The following is a 21,272-nucleotide window of genomic DNA, read 5'->3' as shown; positions in this document are numbered from 1 at the left end:
AGCAAATTATTGGGAAATTGGTAATTGAGAATTGGGAATATTGCAAAGGCTAAGAAACCGGGTTTCTTACACAATCTGGGTTGGTGGCAAAATATATCGGAAGAAACCCGGTTTCTGGGAACATGACAATTCAATGACTAATGCCTAATGACTAATGACTAATACCTAAAACCTCATTTCGTATTCAGCGGTAACGCGATTGTCTCCTTGGAAATTGGTGGAACTTCTCAGCAGGATCTTGTCGTTTAAACGATACCGCAAATTAAACTCCGTCGGCTGATTGGCTGACAAAACTCGAATGATTGATGCTGAAAGATTGCGCGTGATATCGGCACCAACTTCTAAACCTATACCGAGGGAACCCGCACCGGAAGCGCCCCCAGAACCCGATCGCGCTGTTTGACCTTCATTGCCTCTGATTCGAGTCGGAAACAACCTAAATTCGCTCAATCCGGTGGCGTTGGTAATCACGGATTGCAGGTTGTTTAATAATCCTGCACCGGCTAAATTGGCGATCGCCAGTGTACTGTCTCCCTGTCCCAATGTCTGCACGAAACTGCCGCCTAATAGGGCTACAATCTCTGTGGACGATCGCCCTGGAGAGCTCCTCAACTCCAGATTCTCCGCCAACTGAGAAGCTTTTCCCTGTACTAACGCTTGAATTCGGACACTCCGCACGCTGCCAAAATTTGTCGGTTCGTCTGCTATTTCAGATGCTACAGATGTTCCGGGAGTGCGGAACCGCGTTACTTCCTGCACCGAAGTTGCTAATCTCACATCCAACGTCGGATCGAGTCCTTGTGTTGGTACAAAGGTAGCAGTTTGTGGGTATCCTCGATCTAGCCTAAACTGTGTTGTAAACAAATTCACCGACCCGGAAGTCAACCGAATCGTACCCTCCGGGCGAAGGTCATCTAAAGTTCCATTCACCCTCAAACCCCCAGTGGCCTGAAAACTCAATATCGGCGCACTTGTTACCCGAATTCCCCGGCCCAAATTCAACCGCAAATCGTTCAATCCAACTTCAAAGGAAGGTAAAGGGGAAGGGGAAGCAGAAACCTCAGTCGCAGGAGAAGGAGAAGCAGAAACCTCAGTCGCAGGAGAAGGGGAAGCAGAAACCTCAGTCGCAGGAGAAGGGGAAGGAGAAGGGGAAGAAGCTAACCGAGTTGCGCCCCCTGCACTTGGCAGAAATACTTCGCCGTCGTACAGTTCAATGTTACCGCCCAACCGCGGCCGCAAAGCCGTGCCCGTTGCCTGCACTTGACCGACGGCGCCACCACGGTACAATCCTCTGAGATTTAGGGCTAACTTGTCGAGATTCACAGCCAAAGGATTAGCGGAATCGACATCGCCCGCAGCAAAGGGCACAGACAGCGGAATCACGCCAGCGGCCACAACTTGTCCCTGACTCAACTGTCCCCGAATTCCTTCTACCCGAATTCGATCGCCCTCAAAGCGCACCCTCCCAGTCAGCCCTGTCAGCGGTTCTGGGAAAGCTCTCGCCCGGACGGTGGCATTTTCAAAATTCGCAATTCCTTGCGCTATAGGCTGTTGCAGCGTCCCTCCCACGCGAATTTGCACCTGTCCCTTACCGCTGACCCAAGCAACTTGCGGAGTCAATACATTAATAATTGCTAAACCTTCATTTTGCAAATTCGCCCTCAAATCAATTTGATTGCTGTCAGGTTTTACCGCCGCAAATGGCAACTCAAAAGGCAAACTTCCCTGCACTTCAATCGGTTCGGTTTGAGTGATCAAAGCGCTGCCGCCAAAATTCAGGCGGGCGTTGCTGTAACTGAAACTGCCGTCGGCTTTTTTAATCGGTTCTCCGTTTAGCGTCCCGTCAAGCAAACTCAATTCCCCGGTGGCTTGCGGATTTTCTAAACTTCCGGCCAAGTTCGCCCGCAAATTCAAGTTTCCGGTTACATCCACAAAGGGCAATTCGATTAGTTTTGCCAACTCTTCGACGGGTACGTTTTCGATCCGCAACTGCCCGGATTGAGCTTTTTGTCCCAATTGTCCCGAAAATCCGATCGCACTTTTGCCCGATCGAATTTCCAGAGGTAAAATAGTTAAAATCCCGTCCTGAAAACCGCCCTCAATGCTGAACTTTTCGGCGACATATTTGCCCCACTGCCAATTATCGCCTGTAACGTTAAATTGAGCTTGCACACCAGTTTGCAAAGAACCGGCGACAGCAATTTCCCCGCCAAAAGTTCCCTGCAATTCAGATAGCGCAGGCAATTTTTCTGATGATTTTACTGCTTGCTGTTGCTGCAAAATTACTTCAATTTCTGCCAAGCGGCGCAACTGTTCGATTAGCGGGGCTTCCGGTTCTCCGACTGCTACAGTTTGTACGTCGCCACTGTTACCGTAAACCGGAGGTTTTAAGCCTCTCGCCAAATCTCCTAAATTGAAATACTGCAAAGCGGCTAAAACTTGCTGCAAATTCCCTTGCTGGATGTTAACTTTTCCGGCAAATTCGGGGTTGGCGCCTGCTTTGACATTGCCGGAAATTAAGTATTGACCAGTACCTTGACGGAAGATGCCGTTTGTCAGAGTGGCGCTGCCGTTAGCATAGCTGAATTCGGCTTGGAAACTGTCACCTTTAATGTAGCCGATCGCCGGTTGGGCGATCGCAATCTGTCCAGTTGCTTGCAAAGTCTGCGGATTTAACGGCATCTTCCAACCGGGCACGTTAACTTGTCCCGACACCGTACCAGTTATCGGCCCCAAACCAGCATCTTTTCCCGGTGAGAGATTCAAAGCTGCGAGGGGGAAATCGCTTAAATTGACTCGCAAAGTTTCGCCCTCAGTTTGGCCACTGGCTACGGATTCCCCGCGTTTAACTAAGAAAGATGTTGGCAAAAACGATCGATTTAAAGCGACTTCGATTTTGTCGCTGACACCAGCCAAACGCAAATCTACACTTTTATCCGAACTCGCAGTCACTTTCCCCGCCAGTACCGGATCAAAAGCGACTTGATTTACTGCTAAATTCCGCACTTCCACGTCGCCAACTAAACTCAGGGCGGCGAGGTTTCCCGTGAGACGCCCCGTAAAATCGACATTGCCACGGATAGGCTGATTTTTCTCTGTACAATTTTTGTGTCCAATTGGACACAAAAATGCCAACTGTTCTGCTGGCAAGGCTTCCAGGTTAAAATTGGAGAGTTTTACATCCAAATCTAGATTGGAAATTGAGGGTAATCCTTTACCAGCCAACTCAACGCCGACAAATCCGCTGGCTGTCAAACCGCGAGTTGCAGCTTTTTCCACTTCTATCCGTTTGCCATCCCAATTAAATATTGCCTCAAAAGGTTGTTTCAAAAACGGTAATTCCGAGATGCGGAAACTACCGCCTGCGCGAAGTGTTTGCGCAGAAGCAGCGGCAATCGGGCCCGATAAATTGACATTGCCGTTAAATAGTCCCCGCAGTAAGGGGAGATTTTGGGCTTGGGAGACTAAACCTCCAGCTTGCAAGCTTTGGCGCTGGGCTTCAAAGGCTTTCTGGAAGCGACTTAAGGCAATTTGGTCGCCTTCAATTGAGGCGCGCCAATTCCCCGATTGCGCGCTACCAACCGCGTTGACAACTCCGCCACCATTGGCGAGTCGAATTTGTCCGTCGCCGTTGGCTGTGATGCCGTTGGCGGTGAGATTATCTGTATTTCCCAAAAGGCGGATTTTGCCGTCGAGGGTTCCAGCAATTTCTGGCGGTAAATTGGTTGTCAGCAAGCCAGTTTGTTTGAGGGTTTGTTCTAAATTGCTGACGGTAACTCCGTTAGTTTCCAGCAATGCTTGCCAGTTGCCATTTTCCAATTTGGCTGTAGTGTCGATCGCCCCTAGTCGATCGACCAAAACCCGTCCTTCCCCACTAGCACGAATTCCCTTCGCTGTCAAATTATCCAAACTGCCCGCCGCTTGGAATTGGCCGTTAACTCTGCCGTCAAATCCTTTAGGCAAAGTCGCCGTCAGGTTAAAGAGTTGAGTATCGCGGACTGTTTTTTCTAAGCGACTGAGAATAACTCGATCGAGATCCGCGACAGCTAGCCAGCGCCCAGCATCTAATTTTCCCTTAAAATCAACCGTACCGTCGGCAATCTTTAATTTGCCGCTGCTGTTAACAGCTATATCTGCTGATTTGTCAAGACTTCCGGCTGCTTGAATTTGATTCGATATTTGTCCATCCAGCGATTTGAGATTTTGGATTTTGGATTTTAGATTGCTATATTGTTGTTGATTTTCGGGATTGAATGCTGAAGCCACATCTAACAGTGGCAATCCTAAATTTACCAGGCTGGTGATGGAAGTGCGATCGGTTTCTGCGATTCCCTCCCAATTTCCCTCTGCCAATCCTCCTTTGAAATTGACATTGCTGCCGCCCAAATTGAGTTTGCCACTACCGTTGACATTGATGCTGCTAGCCGTCAAATTGTCAAGACTTCCCGAAGCGGTAAATTGACTCGATAATTGTCCGTCAATCGATTTGAGATTTTGGATTTTCGATCTTAGATTGGCAGATTGTTGATTTTCGGGATTGAAGGCGGAAGCCACATCTAACAGTGGCAATCCTAAATCTACCAGGCGGGCGATGGAAGTGCGATCGGTTTGTGCGGTTGCTTGCCAATTTCCGGCTGTCAATTCTGCTTTCAGATTCACATTGCTGTCGGCAATATTCAGTTTGCCATTGGTGCTCAGATTGATACCGCTAGCCGTCAAATTGTCAACATTTCCCGAAGCTTGAAATTCACCTGCTAGCTGTCCGTCAAGGGATTTGAGATTTTGGATTTTGGATTTGAGATTATCGAGATTGGCGGGATTTTCCAGTGCTAAAAATGGCAATCCAATATCAAGTAAGGGATTAAGAGCAACTTTTTCAGTCTTGCCCGAAGCTTGCCAGCGGCCTGATTCAAGTTTGGCATTAACATCAACAATACTATCAGCAATATTCAGCGTTCCTTTACCCGTCGCTGCGATCGCATTTAAACTCAAATCATCCAGAGTTCCTCCTGCTTCAGCGGTTCCGCTGAACAAACCTGCTAATTCAGGAGGTAAATTTAGTCCCGGAATCAGTGGCTGTAAACTTTTCAATGCGACGCGATCGCCCTTTAGTATAGCTTGCCACTGACGGTCTTTGATCGCCGCATCCACATTTACAGTAGCATCGCCAATTTTCACAACCGTATTTTGCAAATCCGCCGAATTTCGTCCGGCGCGAATTTCGCCCGCTGCGGGGAAAGTTCCTTGATTTGCTTGCCATTGAGCTCTAGTTTGGATGTTATCTAACGGGCCGAAAACTTGAGCTTTTGCGGACACACTACCAATTTTAACAGCAGCGGGAATCGGCAGAGCGTAAATTTTGGCGATCGCATCTCCGGGTACATTTTCCGCTTGCAAGTCAAACACCAAACCCGATCGCGAATTCTCACTTCCCAACGCGAGATCTACTTCACCTTTCCCGCCAATTTTACCACCCGCCGCCGGCACTACCAACATATCGCTCAAAGTCAAAGCTAGAGAGGAAAACGGCACAGTTGACGATGGAGAATTGGGAGTTGGAGTTTGAGCTGTTCTCCCGCGTTCCAGTTTAAAATTAGTGCTAACATTGTTTAATTGCAGGCGATCGACCGCAGCGGGTTTTGTCGAGGCGATCGTACCTGTCAACACTGGATTTGCAACGGTTCCAGTTAGCTTAGCATCCGCCTTAACTTCTCCCGCAAGTGCGATCGGCAAAACCACTTTCTGCCCTAACTCGGCTTCCACCGCACTGATCACACTTGCCACGGCTACCGGTGGCACGTTAGTTATCAGATTGAAGCTAGCTTGTTCGGTATTAAAATTAGTTCCAGTGACAACTGTTCCGGCTATTTGAACTGGAATTAAACCGTAATTACCAGTCAAACTATCGACAATCACATTAGTTCCCTGAAACCGCAATTGACCGCTACTATTTTGGATAATCTGTTTCAGCGGGTTGATACTTGCCTGCACTCCTGCAAAACTCGCCGTCCCAGTAATTCCAGATAATTTATTATCTCGGACTTGCACGGTTAAATTGCTATTTGCCAGACCTTTTTGGAGAGAAACGCCGGGAACTTTTAGCAAGCGATTAATGTCGGACAAAGGCAAGTTTTGAGCTTGCAATAGCACGTTAGTTTGAGCCGCAGGCAATAGAGAATCCGCCTTGACTGCAAAATTGTCATTATTAGTAAACTGACCGTTAAATTCGTAGAGAACGCGCTGATTTTGCTCGCGAAATAGAGCGCTGCCATTTTTCAGACTTACAGAAATCGGCGCCGAAGTTTTCTGCCCGACTGCGGGACTCGGAACCAAAACTGCGGCGGCATTTTCAACTCGAATTGCCTCAATTTCAGTTTTAAATAAACCCGGAGGTTTTTTGTCCTGGGTGGGAATATTAACCCAGCGGCCTTGATTATCCTGTTCGATATAAGCGCTGGGTTTAACTAAGGTAATATCTAATTTGAGAGTCCGATTGAACAGCAGCGGCCAAATGGAAAATTGCACTTCCACTGCTTCTGTGGAAGCATAATCTGGATCGATCGCAGTTGCGGGTACGCTCGATCGACCAAACCGCAAACTTGTCGGAGAAAATCGCTCCAAGCTGCCAATTTGCACCGGCCGTTTCAGTGTCTGACTGACCTCAGATGCCACAATCGGAGCTAACTTTTCGAGCACCCACTCCCGTGCAGCCACTGCCCCAACCAAGGCGACAAGGCCCAATCCCGTACCGCTCAGCAGCAGCAGACGCCACCAGCGGCGCCCGGATCGAGGTGCGAGTTGAATTTTGTCATCGTCCAAGTTAGTCATGCGTGTTTCTCAAAGCTTGTGAGAATTCGGGAATTGAGGAAATCAGCCGATTTTAGACAGGTGCAATTTCTGCGATTTGTCAGCCCGCCTTCTGCCTTTGCTAGACTCAAAACTGAGGGCTAAAGTGCCGATCGCCAGATGATTCACCCAAGCGAGTTTGGGAGCAGACCCCATAAACCTTTACCAAACTTAATAAAAACACGCAACACCACCTAAAACCCAGTCCTCCAACTCCCCGAAATTCTCACTGAGCCCCACACGTTCGAGATCGACCGTCAATCTCAAATCTTAAATCTAAAATCGACTGATTGGTGGCACGATCGCTTCTAAGATAAAAAAACGGTGGTTAAGAAGGTCTTTAAAACTTATGCGAGTGTTCGTCTTACTCTTCAATGCCCGCACCGAGAATGAGGGAATTCATACCATTCAACTCGGCTCACGCAACAAAGTTCTGATGTTTGAGTCAGAAGACGACGCCACCCGCTTTGGCGTGATGTTGGAAGCTCAGGATTTCCCCGAACCTACAGTCGAGGCGATCGACGATGACGAAATTAAGGAGTTCTGCGACAGTGTTGATTATGATTGGGAACTGGTGCCGGCGGGCGCGCTAGCGATTCCGCCAGAAGACAATGTAACACAGACTCAGTGGCAGTCAGAGCCGGATCTGGAGCCGGAGCCGGATTCAGAGGTTTCCCAAAACGAACTGGATTCTATTCGCCGCCGGCTAGAAGGACTTTTGTGAGAGTCAGTTGGCAGTGGGCAGTGGGCAGTTGGCAGTGGGCCGTTGTCAGTGGTCAGTTGTCAGTAGTCATGAGTCAACTTGAATTGCATTCATTCGCCTCAAGATTTGAAAGGTATCCGCGTTTATCTGCGTTTATCTGCGGTTTTCCTCTAAATCAATGACCATTAACAAATGACCAATGACCAATTACCAATGACCAATTACCAATGACCAATTACCAATGACCAATTACCAATGACCAATTACCAATAACGCAGAAAAAAGCATGAATAATTTGGAAGAACGGGGGCATCTGCTGACGGAACAGGTGAATGCCAACAGCGAGAATTTAGACCAACTCAGTTCGATCGAATTGGTGGACTTATTCAACCGGGAAGACGCCCAAACTTTAAGTGCGATCGCCAGTGCGCGCCAACAGTTAGCCCAGGCGATCGACATCGGCGCCGAATCTCTACGTCAAGGCGGTCGTCTGTTTTACGTCGGTGCGGGTACTTCCGGGCGTTTGGGGGTGCTCGATGCCGCCGAGTGTCCGCCCACCTTCTGCACGCCACCAGAACTCGTACAGGGCATAATTGCCGGGGGTGCAGGGGCTTTGGTGCGGAGTTCCGAAGATTTGGAAGATCGGGCCCAGGATGGGGCTGAGTCGATCGCCCACCGTCACATTACCAACTTAGATGTGGTTGTCGGAATTACGGCTGGGGGCACAACGCCCTTTGTAGCGGGTGCTTTGCAGGCGGCGCGCCAGCGGGGGGCGAAAACAGTGTTTATCGCCTGCGTACCCGTCGAACAAGTGAATTTTGAGGCTGATGTGGATATTCGGTTGTTGGTTGGCCCGGAGATAGTGGCGGGTTCGACGCGGTTGAAAGCTGGTACTGTGACAAAAATGGCTTTAAATATCATTTCGACTGGCGTCATGGTGAAGCTGGGGAAGGTTTACGGCAATCGAATGGTTGATGTAGCAGTGACTAATCAGAAATTGCGCGATCGGGCTGTGCGGATGTTGCAAGATTTGACTGATTTGGGCCGGGATGAAGCGGGTTTTTTACTCGAAAAAAGCGGCAAGTCTGTAAAGCTGGCTTTGATGATGCACTGGACTGGTTTGGAGAGGGAAGAGTGCGATCGAATTTTGGGCGAGTTTCAAGGTAATTTGCGATCGGCCGTAGCATCAATACAATTGTAAAGAAGACGGGCGCGGTTGAAACCGCGTCTATACAAACAAAACCCGGATGGTGCGCGGGTTGAAGATTCGACGGTAACTTGTTCCCAGGCCATGAGCCTGGGAACCACTAATATTCCGCTTCCTAAGTTGCACTCACAAAAACGATCGCCGTAAGCTGACTTTGACTGACTCCCTGCACGATGCCCAGATAATTGCTACCCGACTTAATCGCCGTAGAAGCGACACTTGCGCCTCCATCCAACTGCAAACTCACAGCTTCAAAAGTCAAGTTAGCAAATCCGATACCGTCAGTCAAACCAATCTTATCCCCGATCGCAAAATCGGTAATCACATCCGCACTGACTAAGGTAGCCGAAGCAGACAAACCTCCGGCTAAGATAAACGTATCACTTCCAGCACCGCCGGTCAGAATGTCTTGGCCGCGATCGCCCGCCAACACATCGTCGCCGTTACCGCCAATCAAGATATCGTTTTCTTTGCCGCCGCGGAGAGTATCGTTACCATCAGATCCGATTAGTCGATCGTTATCGTTATTGCCAGTGATCAAATCATTACCAGCACCCCCATCAATTGAATCCGAATCTTTGCCACCGGATAAGATGTCATTGCCGCCTGCGCCGTTAATTGTATCCGCACCTTGCATTCCATTAATCGTATCAGCACCTTCTGTCCCGGTGAGATTGTCTTTGCCGGAAAGGGCAAAAATTGGCAATCCCGCAGCAGTTGCAGGTATTTGAGAATCGCCACTATCTGATAGGAAATAATTGCCGCCGCTGGCTGTATTCTTCGGTGCTGTCGTCGGGGTGCCGTCCCCTGTAGCATTGGGTATGGGCGAAGTAATGGAGACTAATGTGCTGGGTGTAGGAGTTGGAGTTGGAGTTGGTACGGGTGTAGGAGTTGGAGTTGGAGTTGGAGTTGGAGTTGGAGTTGGTGTGGGAGTTGGTGCGGGATTGATACTACCGTCAAGCGAACTGGCAAAAACTTGCGTCCAATAGTGATTATAATTGACGCTGCCAGTATCGTTGGCTAAGAAATAGTAACCAATGCCAATCTCTTTCAGATTCGGATTAAGAATGTTCGTGCGGTGCCCGGGGCTGTTCATCCACGATGATAGAACTTGTTCCGGTGTAGAAGATCCCGCAGCGATGTTTTCTGCTGCCGAGCTGAATTTATAGCCCGTTGCAGTAATCCGACTTCCCATTGACGAACCATCTTTTCCGGTATGGGAAAAGAAGTCTTGCGCTGCCATGTTTTGGGTGTGATTTTGCGCCGCATTCAATAACTGAGTATTTAAGGTTAGGGAGGGCAAACCTAATTTGCCGCGTTCTATGTTCGTGAGTTCTAAAACTTTATAAATAAAGTCTTGATTGGTTGTAGCTGGTGCAGGTTGTGAGAGTTGAGAAGCCGATCGCTCTCCTGTTAAAATGTCCACAGACTGAGCGCCGGAAGTTTGTATTTGTTCAAGCATGGGGATGATAAGTAGTTGTAAGACTTGACGAAAGCTGGTAGATTGCTTACTGTCTTAACGATAGTTTCCCCGATCGCAGCCTGGACACGCTTCAATAATTGCGTTAATTCCTGCCACTGTTGTATCTTATTATAGCTATTCTCAAACTGCTGATGTCAAGATCCGGAATCTGGTTGGGAAATTGCAGTGTGCGATCGCCCGTGGCATCAATACAAGCCACATTCCCCACCCCCTTAGTGTCACACAGAATAATTACCCACAACCATCTTTTTTTAAAGTAATAAATTATACTTTGTAATGATTTTTATCCGTTAATATACGGTATAAACATCTAATTTATAGTTTAATTGCTAGATCGAAATAAGTAAAAACCGATGGTGACAGTTCATAATGCTGAATGTGGGATTGAATTTGAGATTGTTTTTGATTAGTAAGCTTGACATTTTGTGCACAGTTGATTGGCTGGGGGCCAGAAACCCGGTTTCTGAGTTCTGCTCGCGCGCGCCAACTCCCGGGGGCCAGAAACCCGGTTTCTACGAGTTTTGGATTTAGTTACGAAAAATATAAGAAGAAACCGGGTTTCTAAGTTATGCTCGCGCGCGCCAACTCGCGGGGGCCAGAAACCCGGTTTCTACGAGTTTTGGATTTAGTTACGAAAAATATAAGAAGAAACCGGGTTTCTGAGTTATGCTCGCGCGCGCCAACTAAGTTTTTACTAGAATCCTCAGAAATAATCCTAAATTAATTCAAAATTCACAACCGCGCAGCATTGCGAAGCGCGGCGTGGCAATCTCACAATTTCAAACTATTCTCTTGTCCGACTTTAGCCTCCTGAGCAACTTGCTCAACGTCATCTTTGGCGAGAATTTCCAAAGCCGCCCCTGCTTCTGCGCCGCCCAACCGCCCCAAAGCTTGGGCGACTCTGTAACGGATTTGCCAATCTGCATTGGAAGCGTAGGGAAGCAGCAGCGGCAGCGCCCGCTTATCTCCCAATTCTCCTAATGCGCTAATGGCAATGGTTTGGATCAATTCATTTTCAGAAGTCAGGGCATTTTCTAACATCGGAAATGCTTTTGGATCGCCCATTTCTCCCAAAGCTGCGACGATACTGAGTTGCACCAACCATTCAGATGTACTGCTGTAAACTTGCTGCAAATCTTCTAAAGCAGCGGTTAATTTCAATGCACCCAAAGCATCGGCTGCTGCTGCTTGCACGTCGGGTTCGGGGTCGTTGTTCAGGCTGTGAAGCAGTACCTCTAAAGCGTTTGGCAGATTCTGCGTGCCGAGGCTTGACATTTGGCTGACTGCTGCGTAGCGAACGCGGACGTTTTTGTCGCCGATCGCAATTTGAATCAAATTGTAGGCGATCGCGGGTTCTAGTTGACGCAGTTGGTTAACACCTCGCAGCCTTTCGCCAAAATCCTCGGAATTTAGCAATTGTTCGACAGACTCAGGGGTAATGCTCATTCGATTTTAAATTTGGTAATTGGTAATTGGGAAAAAGGTAATTGGTAATTGGTGATTGCCAAACGTTGAGAGATAGAAGGAGCGATCGACTCATGTTCTGATACAATCCTTCAACTGCAACAATTAATTAAGAATCAGCCGCCATCGATCGGATAATATCTCCCCTAGTGAGGATGCCGATTACTTTGCCCGCAGTATCGACTACCGGCAATCGGTGGATGCTGCGATCGTGCATCAGTTTTGCCGCTTCTTGGACAGATTTGTCGGGCCCGATGGTAACTGGCTCTTTACTCATCGCTTCTCCTACTGTTTGTCCTAAAGCCTTGTGGAGTTCTCGCTCGTAACGACCGGGATTTTCTAGGTAAATCACGCTGTCGAGTACCATGATGTAAGCGGGCGGAGTGACGCCAGTTTCCCGCCACATCAAGTCGGTTTCGGAGATGACTCCTACCAACAAGTCATTGTCATCTACGACGGGAAGACCGCTAATGTGTCGATCGGCTAAAATTTTAATCGCTTCGTTCAAAGGCATGGAGGGTCGCGCTAAGATCGGTTCGCGGCTCATGACATCGGCTACTGTTTTGGGCATGATTGGCGGTTAATTGAGTTTTTGCTCCAAATCCGATCATATAGGGAAAGCGCGGCACAGAATTAAGAAAGGCAGCCATGCAGAAGTGATTCGTTACAAGAAGAGAAGGAGGCGAAAAGTTTGAATGCCAGAATTTGAAAGGTTTTGGCGATCGCATCCTGAAATTCTGCCGTTTGTGTGGCACAGGCGGGCGATCGGGCTGACAACATTAGTTAAGATATATTAAACAGCCGATAAATCCTTAGCGATGCCAGAATCTCCAGCCCCACAACCAGAATCCCAACCTGAAGCGCGCTGTGTATTAGTTTGCCAGTATCAATCTTGCCTGAAAAATGGTTCAGCAGCAGTGCTCGCAGCTTTTGAAGCCCAACCAGTTGCAGGAGTGACAGTTAAAGCCTGTAGCTGTCAGGGACAGTGCAACACGGGCCCGACTGTGCGTGTCACCCCAGACGAAATCTGGTATTGTCGAGTTAAACCGAGTGATGTACCGTTGATTGTGGAAGAACACCTCAAAGGCGGAAAACCTGTAGAGGCGCTGTTCAATCCGAGAATTCATATGCGCTACTATTATTAGTTTTGACTTGATGAAAGTGCCAATTCACAGCTCTGGCGCATCTAATTTAAATAGTGATTATGGAAATTGCGCTTTGAAAATTAAAGGAATTGCGGTTAGTTTGTTAGTGCTAATTCTGGGGCATCCGGCGCAGGTAGTCGCTCAAACGCCGACGGTTGCTGGGGATATTTGTCCTGGAGAATTGGGGGCGAAAGTTGATGCGATCGCCAATCGTGCTGAATTTAGCCGATCGCGCTGGGGCATTTTGATTCAACCGCTATCATCTACCGCGACTCTCTACAGCCGTGACGCAGCCAAATATTTCATTCCAGCATCCAATGTCAAGCTGCTAACCACAGCCGCTGCTTTGCGGAAACTCGGTGCAGATTTTCGGATTAAGACATCGGTTTACAGCGGGGAAAATGGCAGTTTGTACGTTGCCGGTAGGGGCGATCCGAGCATTGCGGAGGCTCAGTTGAAATCCTTGGCTCAGCAGTTAAAACAGCGCGGCATTAGTCAAGTTAATCAGTTGATTGGCGATGACAGCTATTTTCAAGGCAATGCAGTCAATCCGAATTGGGAATGGGAAGACGCGCAAGCGGGTTATGGAGCGCCGGTTAACAGTTTGATTTACAATCAAAATGCGATCGAGCTTGTGTTGTCCCCGCAGGCGATCGGGCAACCTCTGAAAGTCACTTTTGCCGAACCAAAGCTGACAAATCAGTGGCAAATTCTCAACAATTCAGTCACTGTCGCCCAAAACGAATCCGAGTTTATTGCAGTTGGCCGGGAATTCGATCGATCGGCAATTCGAGTTAGCGGACAGTTGAAAGTTGGTGCAGCATCTGAATCAGCTTATGTCGCAGTTGTCAATCCCGCCAATCATTTTATGCAGCAGTTTCAGCAAGTCCTGGCGGCTGAGGGAATTCCGGTTAAACAAGCTTTAGTTGCATCTGCTTCTCGCAATTACAATCAAGAGTTAGCGACAGTTGAATCGCCTGCGCTGGCCCAATTGGTGAAAGAAACTAATCGGGAAAGCAACAATCTTTATGCAGAAGTTTTATTGAGATTGTTGGGAAAAAGCACAGGCATCTTGCCTGTGCCACAAGAAGAGATCACAGGCATCTTGCCTGTGCCACAAGAGGATACAAGTGAAATCGGCTTGAAAGAGTTAAAAACAGTTTTAACTCAATTAGGAGTAAATCCAAATAGCTACAAATTAGCCGACGGTTCGGGACTTTCTCGTCACAATTTAATTAGTCCAGAAGCCTTGGTGCAAACTTTGAGATTGATGGCGAATTCACCGGCTGCATCTGTTTACCGCGCTTCTTTGCCTGTGGCTGGCGAGAGCGGTACTTTAAAAAATCGGATAAACATTACACCAAACCGCATAATTTTGCAAGCTAAAACTGGAACTTTGAGCGGAGTTTCGGCGCTGTCGGGATATATCGAAGTTCCGAATTACGAGCCGCTGGTGTTTAGCATTATCGTCAATCAATCTGAACTGTCTGCTGCAAAAGTGCGATCGGCAACTGACGAAATTGTGCTATTATTGAATCGCCTGCGTCGCTGTTAAAACAACAGATTTCAATCGCTAAATTTGAGATAAGTAGTTAAACCCAAAAAACAGGACACCCAAAAACGCTACAATTTTTAAGTTTAACTACATTCCAGCGGCGGGGATCGAAAAGCAGCTACAATAAAAGCAGAATAATTAAAACCATTGGGACGTTTGGGCCGCGCTAAGTCAGCAATGGCAAAAAAACAATAGTATCTTGTAGGGGCGGGTTTAGCTAAGAATCTGTGATACAAGCCAGAAGATCAAGGCAAAACCTGCCCTCTCCCCATCTAATGTTTATTTGTACTCATCTGCTACCAGTCGGCGGGTTCTCTACTTCCCAAAAATAAGTCTAACTTTGCAACTATGAAGTCTTTAGATTCCGAACAGCAACACATCTTTGTCGAAACCAATAACATCCGCCTGCACTGCGTTTCCCAAGGAGAAGGCGAGCTCGTTCTGCTCCTGCACGGGTTTCCAGAGTTTTGGTATTCTTGGCGCCATCAAATTCCTGCTCTAGCGCGTCATTTCAAGGTTGTGGTGCCGGATTTGCGGGGCTACAACGATTCGGACAAGCCGACAACCGGCTACGATTTGGATACGCTGAGTGCAGATATTCGCGGTTTGATTGCCAGCCTCGGCTACAAAAAAGCTCACATTGTCGGTCACGATTGCGGCGGGGCGATCGCGTGGAATTTAGCTCAAAAATTCCCCGAACAACTCAACCGCTTGGCAATTTTAAATGCTCCGCACCCCCAGCGATTCGTGCAGGAAATGGCAAGCAATTTCGATCAACTCCGCCGCAGTTGGCACATTTTGGCTTTCCAAGTTCCCGGTATCCCCGAATGGTTGATCCGGCAAAATTTGAAAGATTTCGTGCAAAATATTTTGCAGGGACAAGCTGTTCGCAAAGGAGCTTTTAGCGCTGAAGAAACTAAGATTTATCAGGCTGCTTTAGAAAAGCCGGGAGTGTTAGCGGCGGCGATGAATTATTACCAGCAAATGTTTCACCCGCAGCGGCTTTGGCATTGGGGGCAGAAATTAGAACCTGTGACAGTGCCTACTTTGGTGCTTTGGGGAGAAGAAGATGCGTTTTTGAGCCACACACTGGTAGAAGGTTTAGATCGGTTAATTACGGCTCCGTTTAAGTTAAAATTAATCCCGAATTGCGGTCATTGGATTCAGCAGGAAGCGCCGCAAACGGTGAATCGAGAATTGCTGAGTTTTTTGAGAAGTTCTTCTGCTTCTTTGGCTTTGGCATAAAAGGTTTTAAACATTGTAAATAAAAACCCGGTTTACCTGTGAAACCGGGTTTTTATCTGTCTTGGGTAGTTTTTGTAGGGTGCTTCTGGGCAAATATGGTTAAGTAGGGACACGGCATTGCCGTGTCCTACTCCCCGCGCCGGACAAGGCATTGCCGTGTCCCTACTTTTCAGAATTAGTATTATTTGTTAGTCCCAGAGCAAATTTTCTTGAATCAACTGTGCAATCATCGCTGTTCTGGAACAAACACCGAGTTTGATAAAAATCCGCCTTACGTAAGTAGCAACCGTCCAATGACTGATATTTAAATTTTTGGCAATACATTTGTTTGGCAGGCCTTGGGCGACTAATTGCGCGATCGCCTTTTCCCGTGGACTCAGGCTGATGACCGGTTTGTAAATTGTGCTTTGCATAATTTTGCAGTGCAGTGACGAGTTAAAAAATCAATCAATTAATGGTAGAATGCCCAGTTTTTCTCGAACTTCAGATAACGGAGTTTCCCAGTCAGATGCAACGTCCCAGTCAATTAGCCGATCGGCTAATTTTCCATGTTTTAAGCCTTTGATAATTTGTCCGATCGCGCATTTGCCACTTAGCAATCCAACTAAAACTAAAATCGCACAGGAAGGGCGAAATACTTGAGCGCGAGTAAACGCTTGAAGTACAAATTCATCTTCAGCAGAAGGTGAAAGACCCGTTAGAACGTGCCAAACGTCGTGGTTTCGTTGAATCCAGTCACCCGATGCGATCGGCTCAAAGCCTTGTTCGTCTAGAAATCGCGCCACTTCGCACCCTAACGTTCCTGCTGGCAGTTGCCGCAATTTTTCTAAATCGATTTCAAAGTGTCGATCGCTCTCAATTTGAGGATTAATTATTTGAGCCATCCTTAATATAACTCCTAATTGACCGTCAGCCATAATTTATTCCCCTAGAACAAGAAACTAAGTTTATCGTCAGTTAAATTCGTATTTTAAAAGTTCATTTTTGCAATGAATCAATACGACTTTTCTATAGGTTCAGCTTAGAAATCCTACCTTCTGTCACAGTAATTAAGTTTCCGGAGCTTTTATATTTCTTTACAAAGACTCTCAGATGTGAAATCGGCCAGTTGTCAGAATCGGCAGAGTGTTAGTTACCGCAACTTGACCCGCTGGGAATACCCGTAAAATCCACAGTATTTAGCGGTGATCTGAACTCCTTTACTTACGTGTATAAATTTAGTTTCCTGCTAATTATTTGAAGCTGCAATGAGTCAGAAGTTGAAGCGTGTACACCAGCGATCCGGGGGAAGGTAAGTAAAGCGAGTTGAAGAGAGATGAAGTAGGGTGAAGTAAACAGTTGACAGTTGACAGTTGATAGTTGACAGTTGATAGTTGACAGCTTGCCCTGTAGCAATATTATTCGCAGGGTGTGTCGCCATTAAAAATTTCTGAATTAAAATCGACTTTTCGAGTAGCGACGCACCTCAAGAGCTCTCGGTGACGGAAATTTCCCTGGGCGATCGCACTCGGAGCGAGCTAGTATTTGAGGAGATTAAATTCTTCAATTTTGCCTTTAACTGAGACGTATTGACCAGTGCGCTGTCGCTCAAATGAGTGACACTCGCTTGCATCGACTGGTGAAGTATGGAGCTGCTAGCTATAAATAAAGTAGAAGTTTATAAAAGGTATTTCGGTGAAAGGAGGAGAAAATTGTCCTTCAATCGGTCAGACATTTAAAGTTAATTTAGTTGAACCTTTACCGCGTGCTAATGCAAGTGGCGACTATACTTCCAGCAATGCTAATACTTGGTTGAGCCAAACTGCTGGTTCTGTAACTTGGCCAGCTTGGCGAGTCTCGTCGCGGGATGGAGAACTCAACTGCCGCCAAACTCCAAATGGAGGAATTCAACGAGTTTACCGCGCAAATCGAGATACAATTTATGCTGAACTCAGGGGAGGAAATGCGATTATGATTGCGGACGATCAACCCTGGTTGTTGACGATACAAGGCTGTTATGTGCGCGCTAATTCTCAATATATTTAGCCCGTTTCTTTGCCTGAGTAATATTATATCTACTCAATTACCCGCGATCAAAAATGGGGTGTATCTCATTTTCACAAATCTATTCGTAGGGGCGAAGCCATTGCAAAATAGAGATGCACTCAGAAAAGGTTTGATTGTTCGGACTTTAGTTTTCGGATTTTTGAATGACTAAAGTCCGAACGATTAAACCATAGGATTATAGTTTTTAGTGACCTACCAGCATAGCTGTATCTGCTAACTCTTCGCTTTCAGAAGTCTTCGGTTCTTTCAGGATCAAAACGCAAAGCAAGCAGACGATTGCAGCCGCACCTCCAAGTACCTGAAAAAAGGTGTGATTGCCGGCAATTTCTTGGGGCAGAAAGCTATAAAATGTGGCATAAGTTACAGCGCCGATACTGCCGTAAGCACCGACATTTCCAGCAATTTGACCAGTTACTTCTCGTTTAATTAAAGAGACGATGCCAAAGGTTGCACCTGCTGCACCGAAGACGAAGAAGGCGCATAACATGATCGTGACAATCACAACGGGTAATGGCCAGTTAGCGGTAATTTGGCTCAGGATTAAATAGCCCAAAGCTACTCCGGCGATCAGAAATGTCAGCGTCCATTTGCGGCTGCCGATTTTGTCGGAAATTAAGCCTCCGGTGGGACGACTGATCAAGTTCATCAGGGGAAACATGGCTGCTATTGGGCCGGCGATCGCCTGATTTAAGTTGAAGGTGTTCTCGAAAAATTCTGGTAGCATTGACACCACAGCGATTTCTGAACCAAAGGTGACGGCATAAGCTAGTTGTAATACGAATACTTGACTGATTTGATAGCGTTTTTCAGTTGGGTAATCTTTTTGGCCAGTCACCACTTCTCGGTTAACTTCCCAGGTTTTGTAAGCCTGAATTAAATAGAGTGCTATCAAACCTGCCCAAATGCCGTACATGATATTTGTTGTCAGAAAATTTGCTTTCTGCAAGCGCCACACAATTAAAGCTAAGGCACCAAATAGAGGAATGTTGGCGAGCAATAATGCCCAAAAACTTTGAGCGCTGGTGACTTCCATTGCGCCGTTACGGGCTGGGCGCTGATAGACTTTGCCGGGGGGTGTGTCTTGAACATTGAAGTAAAAAATGACTCCGAAAATTGCTGCGACTATGCCGGTAAGGGCGATCGTCAATCGCCAATTGGTTTCGCCGACTGAGAGAAAAGCGGTTGCTGCGGCGATCGATGGTAACACTGCTTCGGCGGCAAAGGAACCAAAGTTGCCCCAGCCGGCATAGATACCTTGAGCGAATCCAATCTCTTCTGGGGGAAACCATTCGGTAACTAAGCGGATGCCAACCACGAATCCAGAACCGACAATGCCCATTGCCAAACGGCTCAAAACCAACTGGTTGAAGTCTTGGGCACAGGCGAATGCCAGGGTGGGAAATGCTGCATAGACTAGGATTGAAGAGAAGGTGATGCGAGGCCCGAATCGATCGAGCAACATACCAATAATGATGCTTGCAGGAATGGTGAGCGCTAGGTTGCACAGACTGATTATTCTCGCTTGGCTGACTGTTAAACCCAAATCCTGCTGTATCGTTGTGCTGAAGGGCGCGTAGTTGAACCACACTATGAATGTTAAGAAAAAAGCAAACCAACTCAGGTTCAGAATCCGAAAAGGCCCTTTGAATGATAAAAGCCCTTGAAGCATATTAAGTTATCCTAAGAAATAATACAGATTATTAATTCTGAATTAATGTTGCGACAGAAAATTGTATCCTATGCTACTTTTTATTCAGAAAACTAAAACTAGCGCATCAATTTCGTGCAGATATCGTATTTGAGTTCCTATGCCTCAGCTATTAGATAATGCTCAGCAGGAAGCAATTTCCCAGATTTTGCTAGGATTTATCTATTTTGTCTTCCCCGTGGGTGTAGGTTTAAGTGTTTTTCTGCACGACAAATGCGTTCAGCAGCGCTCTGCTATTCTCAACAAGCAGATCGAGATTTTAGAGCAAGTGTGGAAGCAAACTCCTCAAGATTAGATAAATATCTCAATTCCGGTTGCATCAGAATTATGAGAAATTAGGAGACTCAAGATGCCGTTTCCCACAATTAATCTGGCGCGCCAGAAACGGCATCTTGAGTCTCCTCGCCGATCATTCCGGCGCAGCCGGAATTGATACTCAAAACCAGAGCCCCGACTTGTTTGAGAAGTCGGGGCTCTAACAGCAAAAAATTTACTGACTAAAAGATTTAAATGTCTCCCAAATCTTCCATATCTTCTACATTTTCAACATCATCAACATCATCATCAACATCATCTACATCATCTACATCAGGATCAACAGGAGCGACAGAATTAGCAGAAACCACAGCACCAGTCTCCAGTTTCTTTTTAACTAGCTGCTCAATTTCATTTTTGAAATCGATATTTTTCTCCATGTGCTGGATCACTTTGTCTCGTCCTTGAGCTATGTTTTCGCCGTTATAGCTATACCAAGAACCTTTTTTCAAAATTACTCCCATTTCGTCTGCCAAGTCAGTGAGACAGCCTAATGTAGAAATGCCTTTGCCGAATACAATGTCAAATTCGGCAATGCGGAAAGGCGGAGCAACTTTATTTTTAGCAACTTTAACTTTCGTGCGGTTGCCGTATTCTTCGGTACCTTTTTTCAAGCTTTGAATACGGCGAATGTCGAGTCGCACGCTGGCGTAGAATTTGAGTGCGTTACCGCCGGTTGTGGTTTCGGGGTTGCCGTAAGTTATGCCGATTTTTTGCCGCAATTGGTTGAGGAAAATGACGGTACAGCCGGATTTGCCGATGTTACCTGTAATTTTTCGCAAAGCTTGACTCATTAATCGGGCTTGCAAACCCATGTGGGAGTCGCCCATGTCGCCTTCGATTTCGGCGCGGGGGACGAGGGCTGCTACGGAGTCAATTACTACGATATCGACGGCGACGGATCGCACGAGTTGATCGACGATTTCTAGGGCCATTTCGCCGGTATCCGGCTGGGAAACTAAGAGATTTTCAATATCGACGCCTAATGCTGAGGCGTAGGTGGGATCGAGGGCGTGCTCGGCATCGACGAAGGCTGCGATACCGCCGGTTTTTTGGACTTCGGCGATCGCATGGAGGGCTAATGTAGTTTTACCGGAACTTTCCGGGCCGTAAATTTCAATAACTCTGCCTTTTGGCAAACCGCCGCCCAAGGCGATGTCGAGTGTCAGGGCTCCGCTGGGGATGGTTTCTACCCTCATGCGCGTGGCGTCTCCCAATCGGACGATCGCCCCTTTGCCAAAGCTGCGTTCGATTTGGGATAGTACGGAAGTCAAGGCTTTTTGCTTTTCTGTGTTTTCAGGCGCAGTTTTTGTAGACGTTTCTTTTTTTGCCATTTTCGGTACGCGGGTAGACCCCTTGCGGAGCTTGTTGATTAACTGTACAACACGTATGTTAGCAGTTATTTTTAGGGTCTGGAGGTTCTGAGAGGATTTGGTTTAAGATTCTTGATTTTGGGGTGTTTAAGCCTGAGCTTGGCTTCAGAACCCACTTAGAGAACCCATTTGAAATCTTTTACCGTCTGGTGGTGACGGGGCCGCAAAAGCACTATCCAGCA

At 47.1% G+C, this 21,272-nt stretch carries 16 protein-coding genes; 7 read left to right on the top strand and 9 right to left on the bottom strand.

Annotation, left to right across the window (positions count from 1 at the left end; translation table 11 throughout):
• Positions 1-165 precede the first annotated feature (165 nt).
• Positions 166-6,828 carry a translocation/assembly module TamB domain-containing protein gene (locus QUB68_RS21115; RefSeq protein ID WP_332996087.1) on the bottom strand — a complete coding sequence of 2,221 codons (6,663 nt, stop codon included), beginning with the start codon at positions 6,826-6,828 and terminating at the stop codon, positions 166-168.
• Between the two features lie 42 nt (positions 6,829-6,870).
• Positions 6,871-7,002, bottom strand: a complete 132-nt coding sequence (locus QUB68_RS21110) for a hypothetical protein (RefSeq protein WP_332996086.1) — start codon at positions 7,000-7,002, stop codon at positions 6,871-6,873.
• Positions 7,003-7,195: 193 nt separating this feature from the next.
• Here QUB68_RS21110 and QUB68_RS21105 point away from each other — a divergent pair, with 193 nt between their 5' ends.
• Together QUB68_RS21105 and murQ are read left to right on the top strand one after the other, a co-directional pair.
• Complete coding sequence (locus tag QUB68_RS21105; RefSeq protein ID WP_332996085.1) at positions 7,196-7,570, top strand: DUF3110 domain-containing protein; 375 nt, start codon at positions 7,196-7,198, stop codon at positions 7,568-7,570.
• A 265-nt stretch (positions 7,571-7,835) separates the two neighbouring features.
• On the top strand, positions 7,836-8,750 hold the full coding sequence (gene murQ, locus QUB68_RS21100) for an N-acetylmuramic acid 6-phosphate etherase (protein WP_332996083.1): 915 nt from the start codon (positions 7,836-7,838) through the stop codon (positions 8,748-8,750).
• Positions 8,751-8,871: 121 nt separating this feature from the next.
• On the opposite strand, the gene QUB68_RS21095 is transcribed toward murQ, so the two are convergent.
• The 3 genes from QUB68_RS21095 to QUB68_RS21085 form a co-directional block, all read right to left on the bottom strand.
• Positions 8,872-10,218 (bottom strand): CAP domain-containing protein, encoded by a 1,347-nt coding sequence (locus QUB68_RS21095; RefSeq protein WP_332996081.1) that lies wholly within the window; start codon positions 10,216-10,218, stop codon positions 8,872-8,874.
• Positions 10,219-11,010: 792 nt separating this feature from the next.
• Positions 11,011-11,685, bottom strand: a complete 675-nt coding sequence (nblB, locus tag QUB68_RS21090; protein WP_332996079.1) for a phycobilisome degradation protein NblB — start codon at positions 11,683-11,685, stop codon at positions 11,011-11,013.
• 127 nt (positions 11,686-11,812) lie between these two features.
• A complete protein-coding gene (locus QUB68_RS21085; protein ID WP_332996078.1) occupies positions 11,813-12,274 on the bottom strand; it encodes a CBS domain-containing protein in 462 nt (153 codons plus the stop codon).
• A gap of 247 nt (positions 12,275-12,521) precedes the next feature.
• Here QUB68_RS21085 and QUB68_RS21080 point away from each other — a divergent pair, with 247 nt between their 5' ends.
• From QUB68_RS21080 to QUB68_RS21070, 3 genes are all read left to right on the top strand, one after another.
• Entirely contained in the window at positions 12,522-12,848 is a 327-nt protein-coding gene (locus QUB68_RS21080) for a (2Fe-2S) ferredoxin domain-containing protein (RefSeq protein WP_332996076.1), read from the top strand.
• A 79-nt stretch (positions 12,849-12,927) separates the two neighbouring features.
• On the top strand, positions 12,928-14,403 hold the full coding sequence (gene dacB, locus QUB68_RS21075; protein WP_442923113.1) for a D-alanyl-D-alanine carboxypeptidase/D-alanyl-D-alanine endopeptidase: 1,476 nt from the start codon (positions 12,928-12,930) through the stop codon (positions 14,401-14,403).
• 348 nt (positions 14,404-14,751) lie between these two features.
• The gene (locus tag QUB68_RS21070; RefSeq protein WP_332996072.1) at positions 14,752-15,648 is read left to right on the top strand and encodes an alpha/beta fold hydrolase; all 897 of its coding nucleotides are present in this window, start codon (positions 14,752-14,754) and stop codon (positions 15,646-15,648) included.
• Positions 15,649-15,836: 188 nt separating this feature from the next.
• On the opposite strand, the gene QUB68_RS21065 is transcribed toward QUB68_RS21070, so the two are convergent.
• Together QUB68_RS21065 and QUB68_RS21060 are read right to left on the bottom strand one after the other, a co-directional pair.
• Complete coding sequence (locus QUB68_RS21065; protein WP_332996070.1) at positions 15,837-16,061, bottom strand: response regulator transcription factor; 225 nt, start codon at positions 16,059-16,061, stop codon at positions 15,837-15,839.
• Positions 16,062-16,091: 30 nt separating this feature from the next.
• A complete protein-coding gene (locus QUB68_RS21060; RefSeq protein ID WP_332996068.1) occupies positions 16,092-16,565 on the bottom strand; it encodes a Coq4 family protein in 474 nt (157 codons plus the stop codon).
• Between the two features lie 757 nt (positions 16,566-17,322).
• On the opposite strand from QUB68_RS21060, the gene QUB68_RS21055 reads away from it, so the two are divergent.
• Positions 17,323-17,673 (top strand): hypothetical protein, encoded by a 351-nt coding sequence (locus QUB68_RS21055; RefSeq protein WP_332996066.1) that lies wholly within the window; start codon positions 17,323-17,325, stop codon positions 17,671-17,673.
• Positions 17,674-17,878: 205 nt separating this feature from the next.
• Here QUB68_RS21055 and QUB68_RS21050 read toward each other — a convergent pair whose 3' ends face one another.
• The gene (locus QUB68_RS21050) at positions 17,879-19,363 is read right to left on the bottom strand and encodes a NarK family nitrate/nitrite MFS transporter (protein WP_332996064.1); all 1,485 of its coding nucleotides are present in this window, start codon (positions 19,361-19,363) and stop codon (positions 17,879-17,881) included.
• A 139-nt stretch (positions 19,364-19,502) separates the two neighbouring features.
• Between QUB68_RS21050 and QUB68_RS21045 the strand changes: the two genes are divergently transcribed.
• Positions 19,503-19,697 carry a hypothetical protein gene (locus QUB68_RS21045; RefSeq protein ID WP_332996062.1) on the top strand — a complete coding sequence of 65 codons (195 nt, stop codon included), beginning with the start codon at positions 19,503-19,505 and terminating at the stop codon, positions 19,695-19,697.
• 211 nt (positions 19,698-19,908) lie between these two features.
• On the opposite strand, the gene recA is transcribed toward QUB68_RS21045, so the two are convergent.
• Entirely contained in the window at positions 19,909-21,051 is a 1,143-nt protein-coding gene (recA, locus tag QUB68_RS21040; RefSeq protein WP_332996060.1) for a recombinase RecA, read from the bottom strand.
• Between the last annotated feature and the right edge of the window lie 221 nt (positions 21,052-21,272).

This window comes from Microcoleus sp. A006_D1, assembly GCF_036702805.1.
In the GTDB taxonomy this organism is placed as follows: domain Bacteria; phylum Cyanobacteriota; class Cyanobacteriia; order Cyanobacteriales; family Microcoleaceae; genus Microcoleus.
This window is presented reverse-complemented; position numbering and strand designations above follow the sequence as displayed.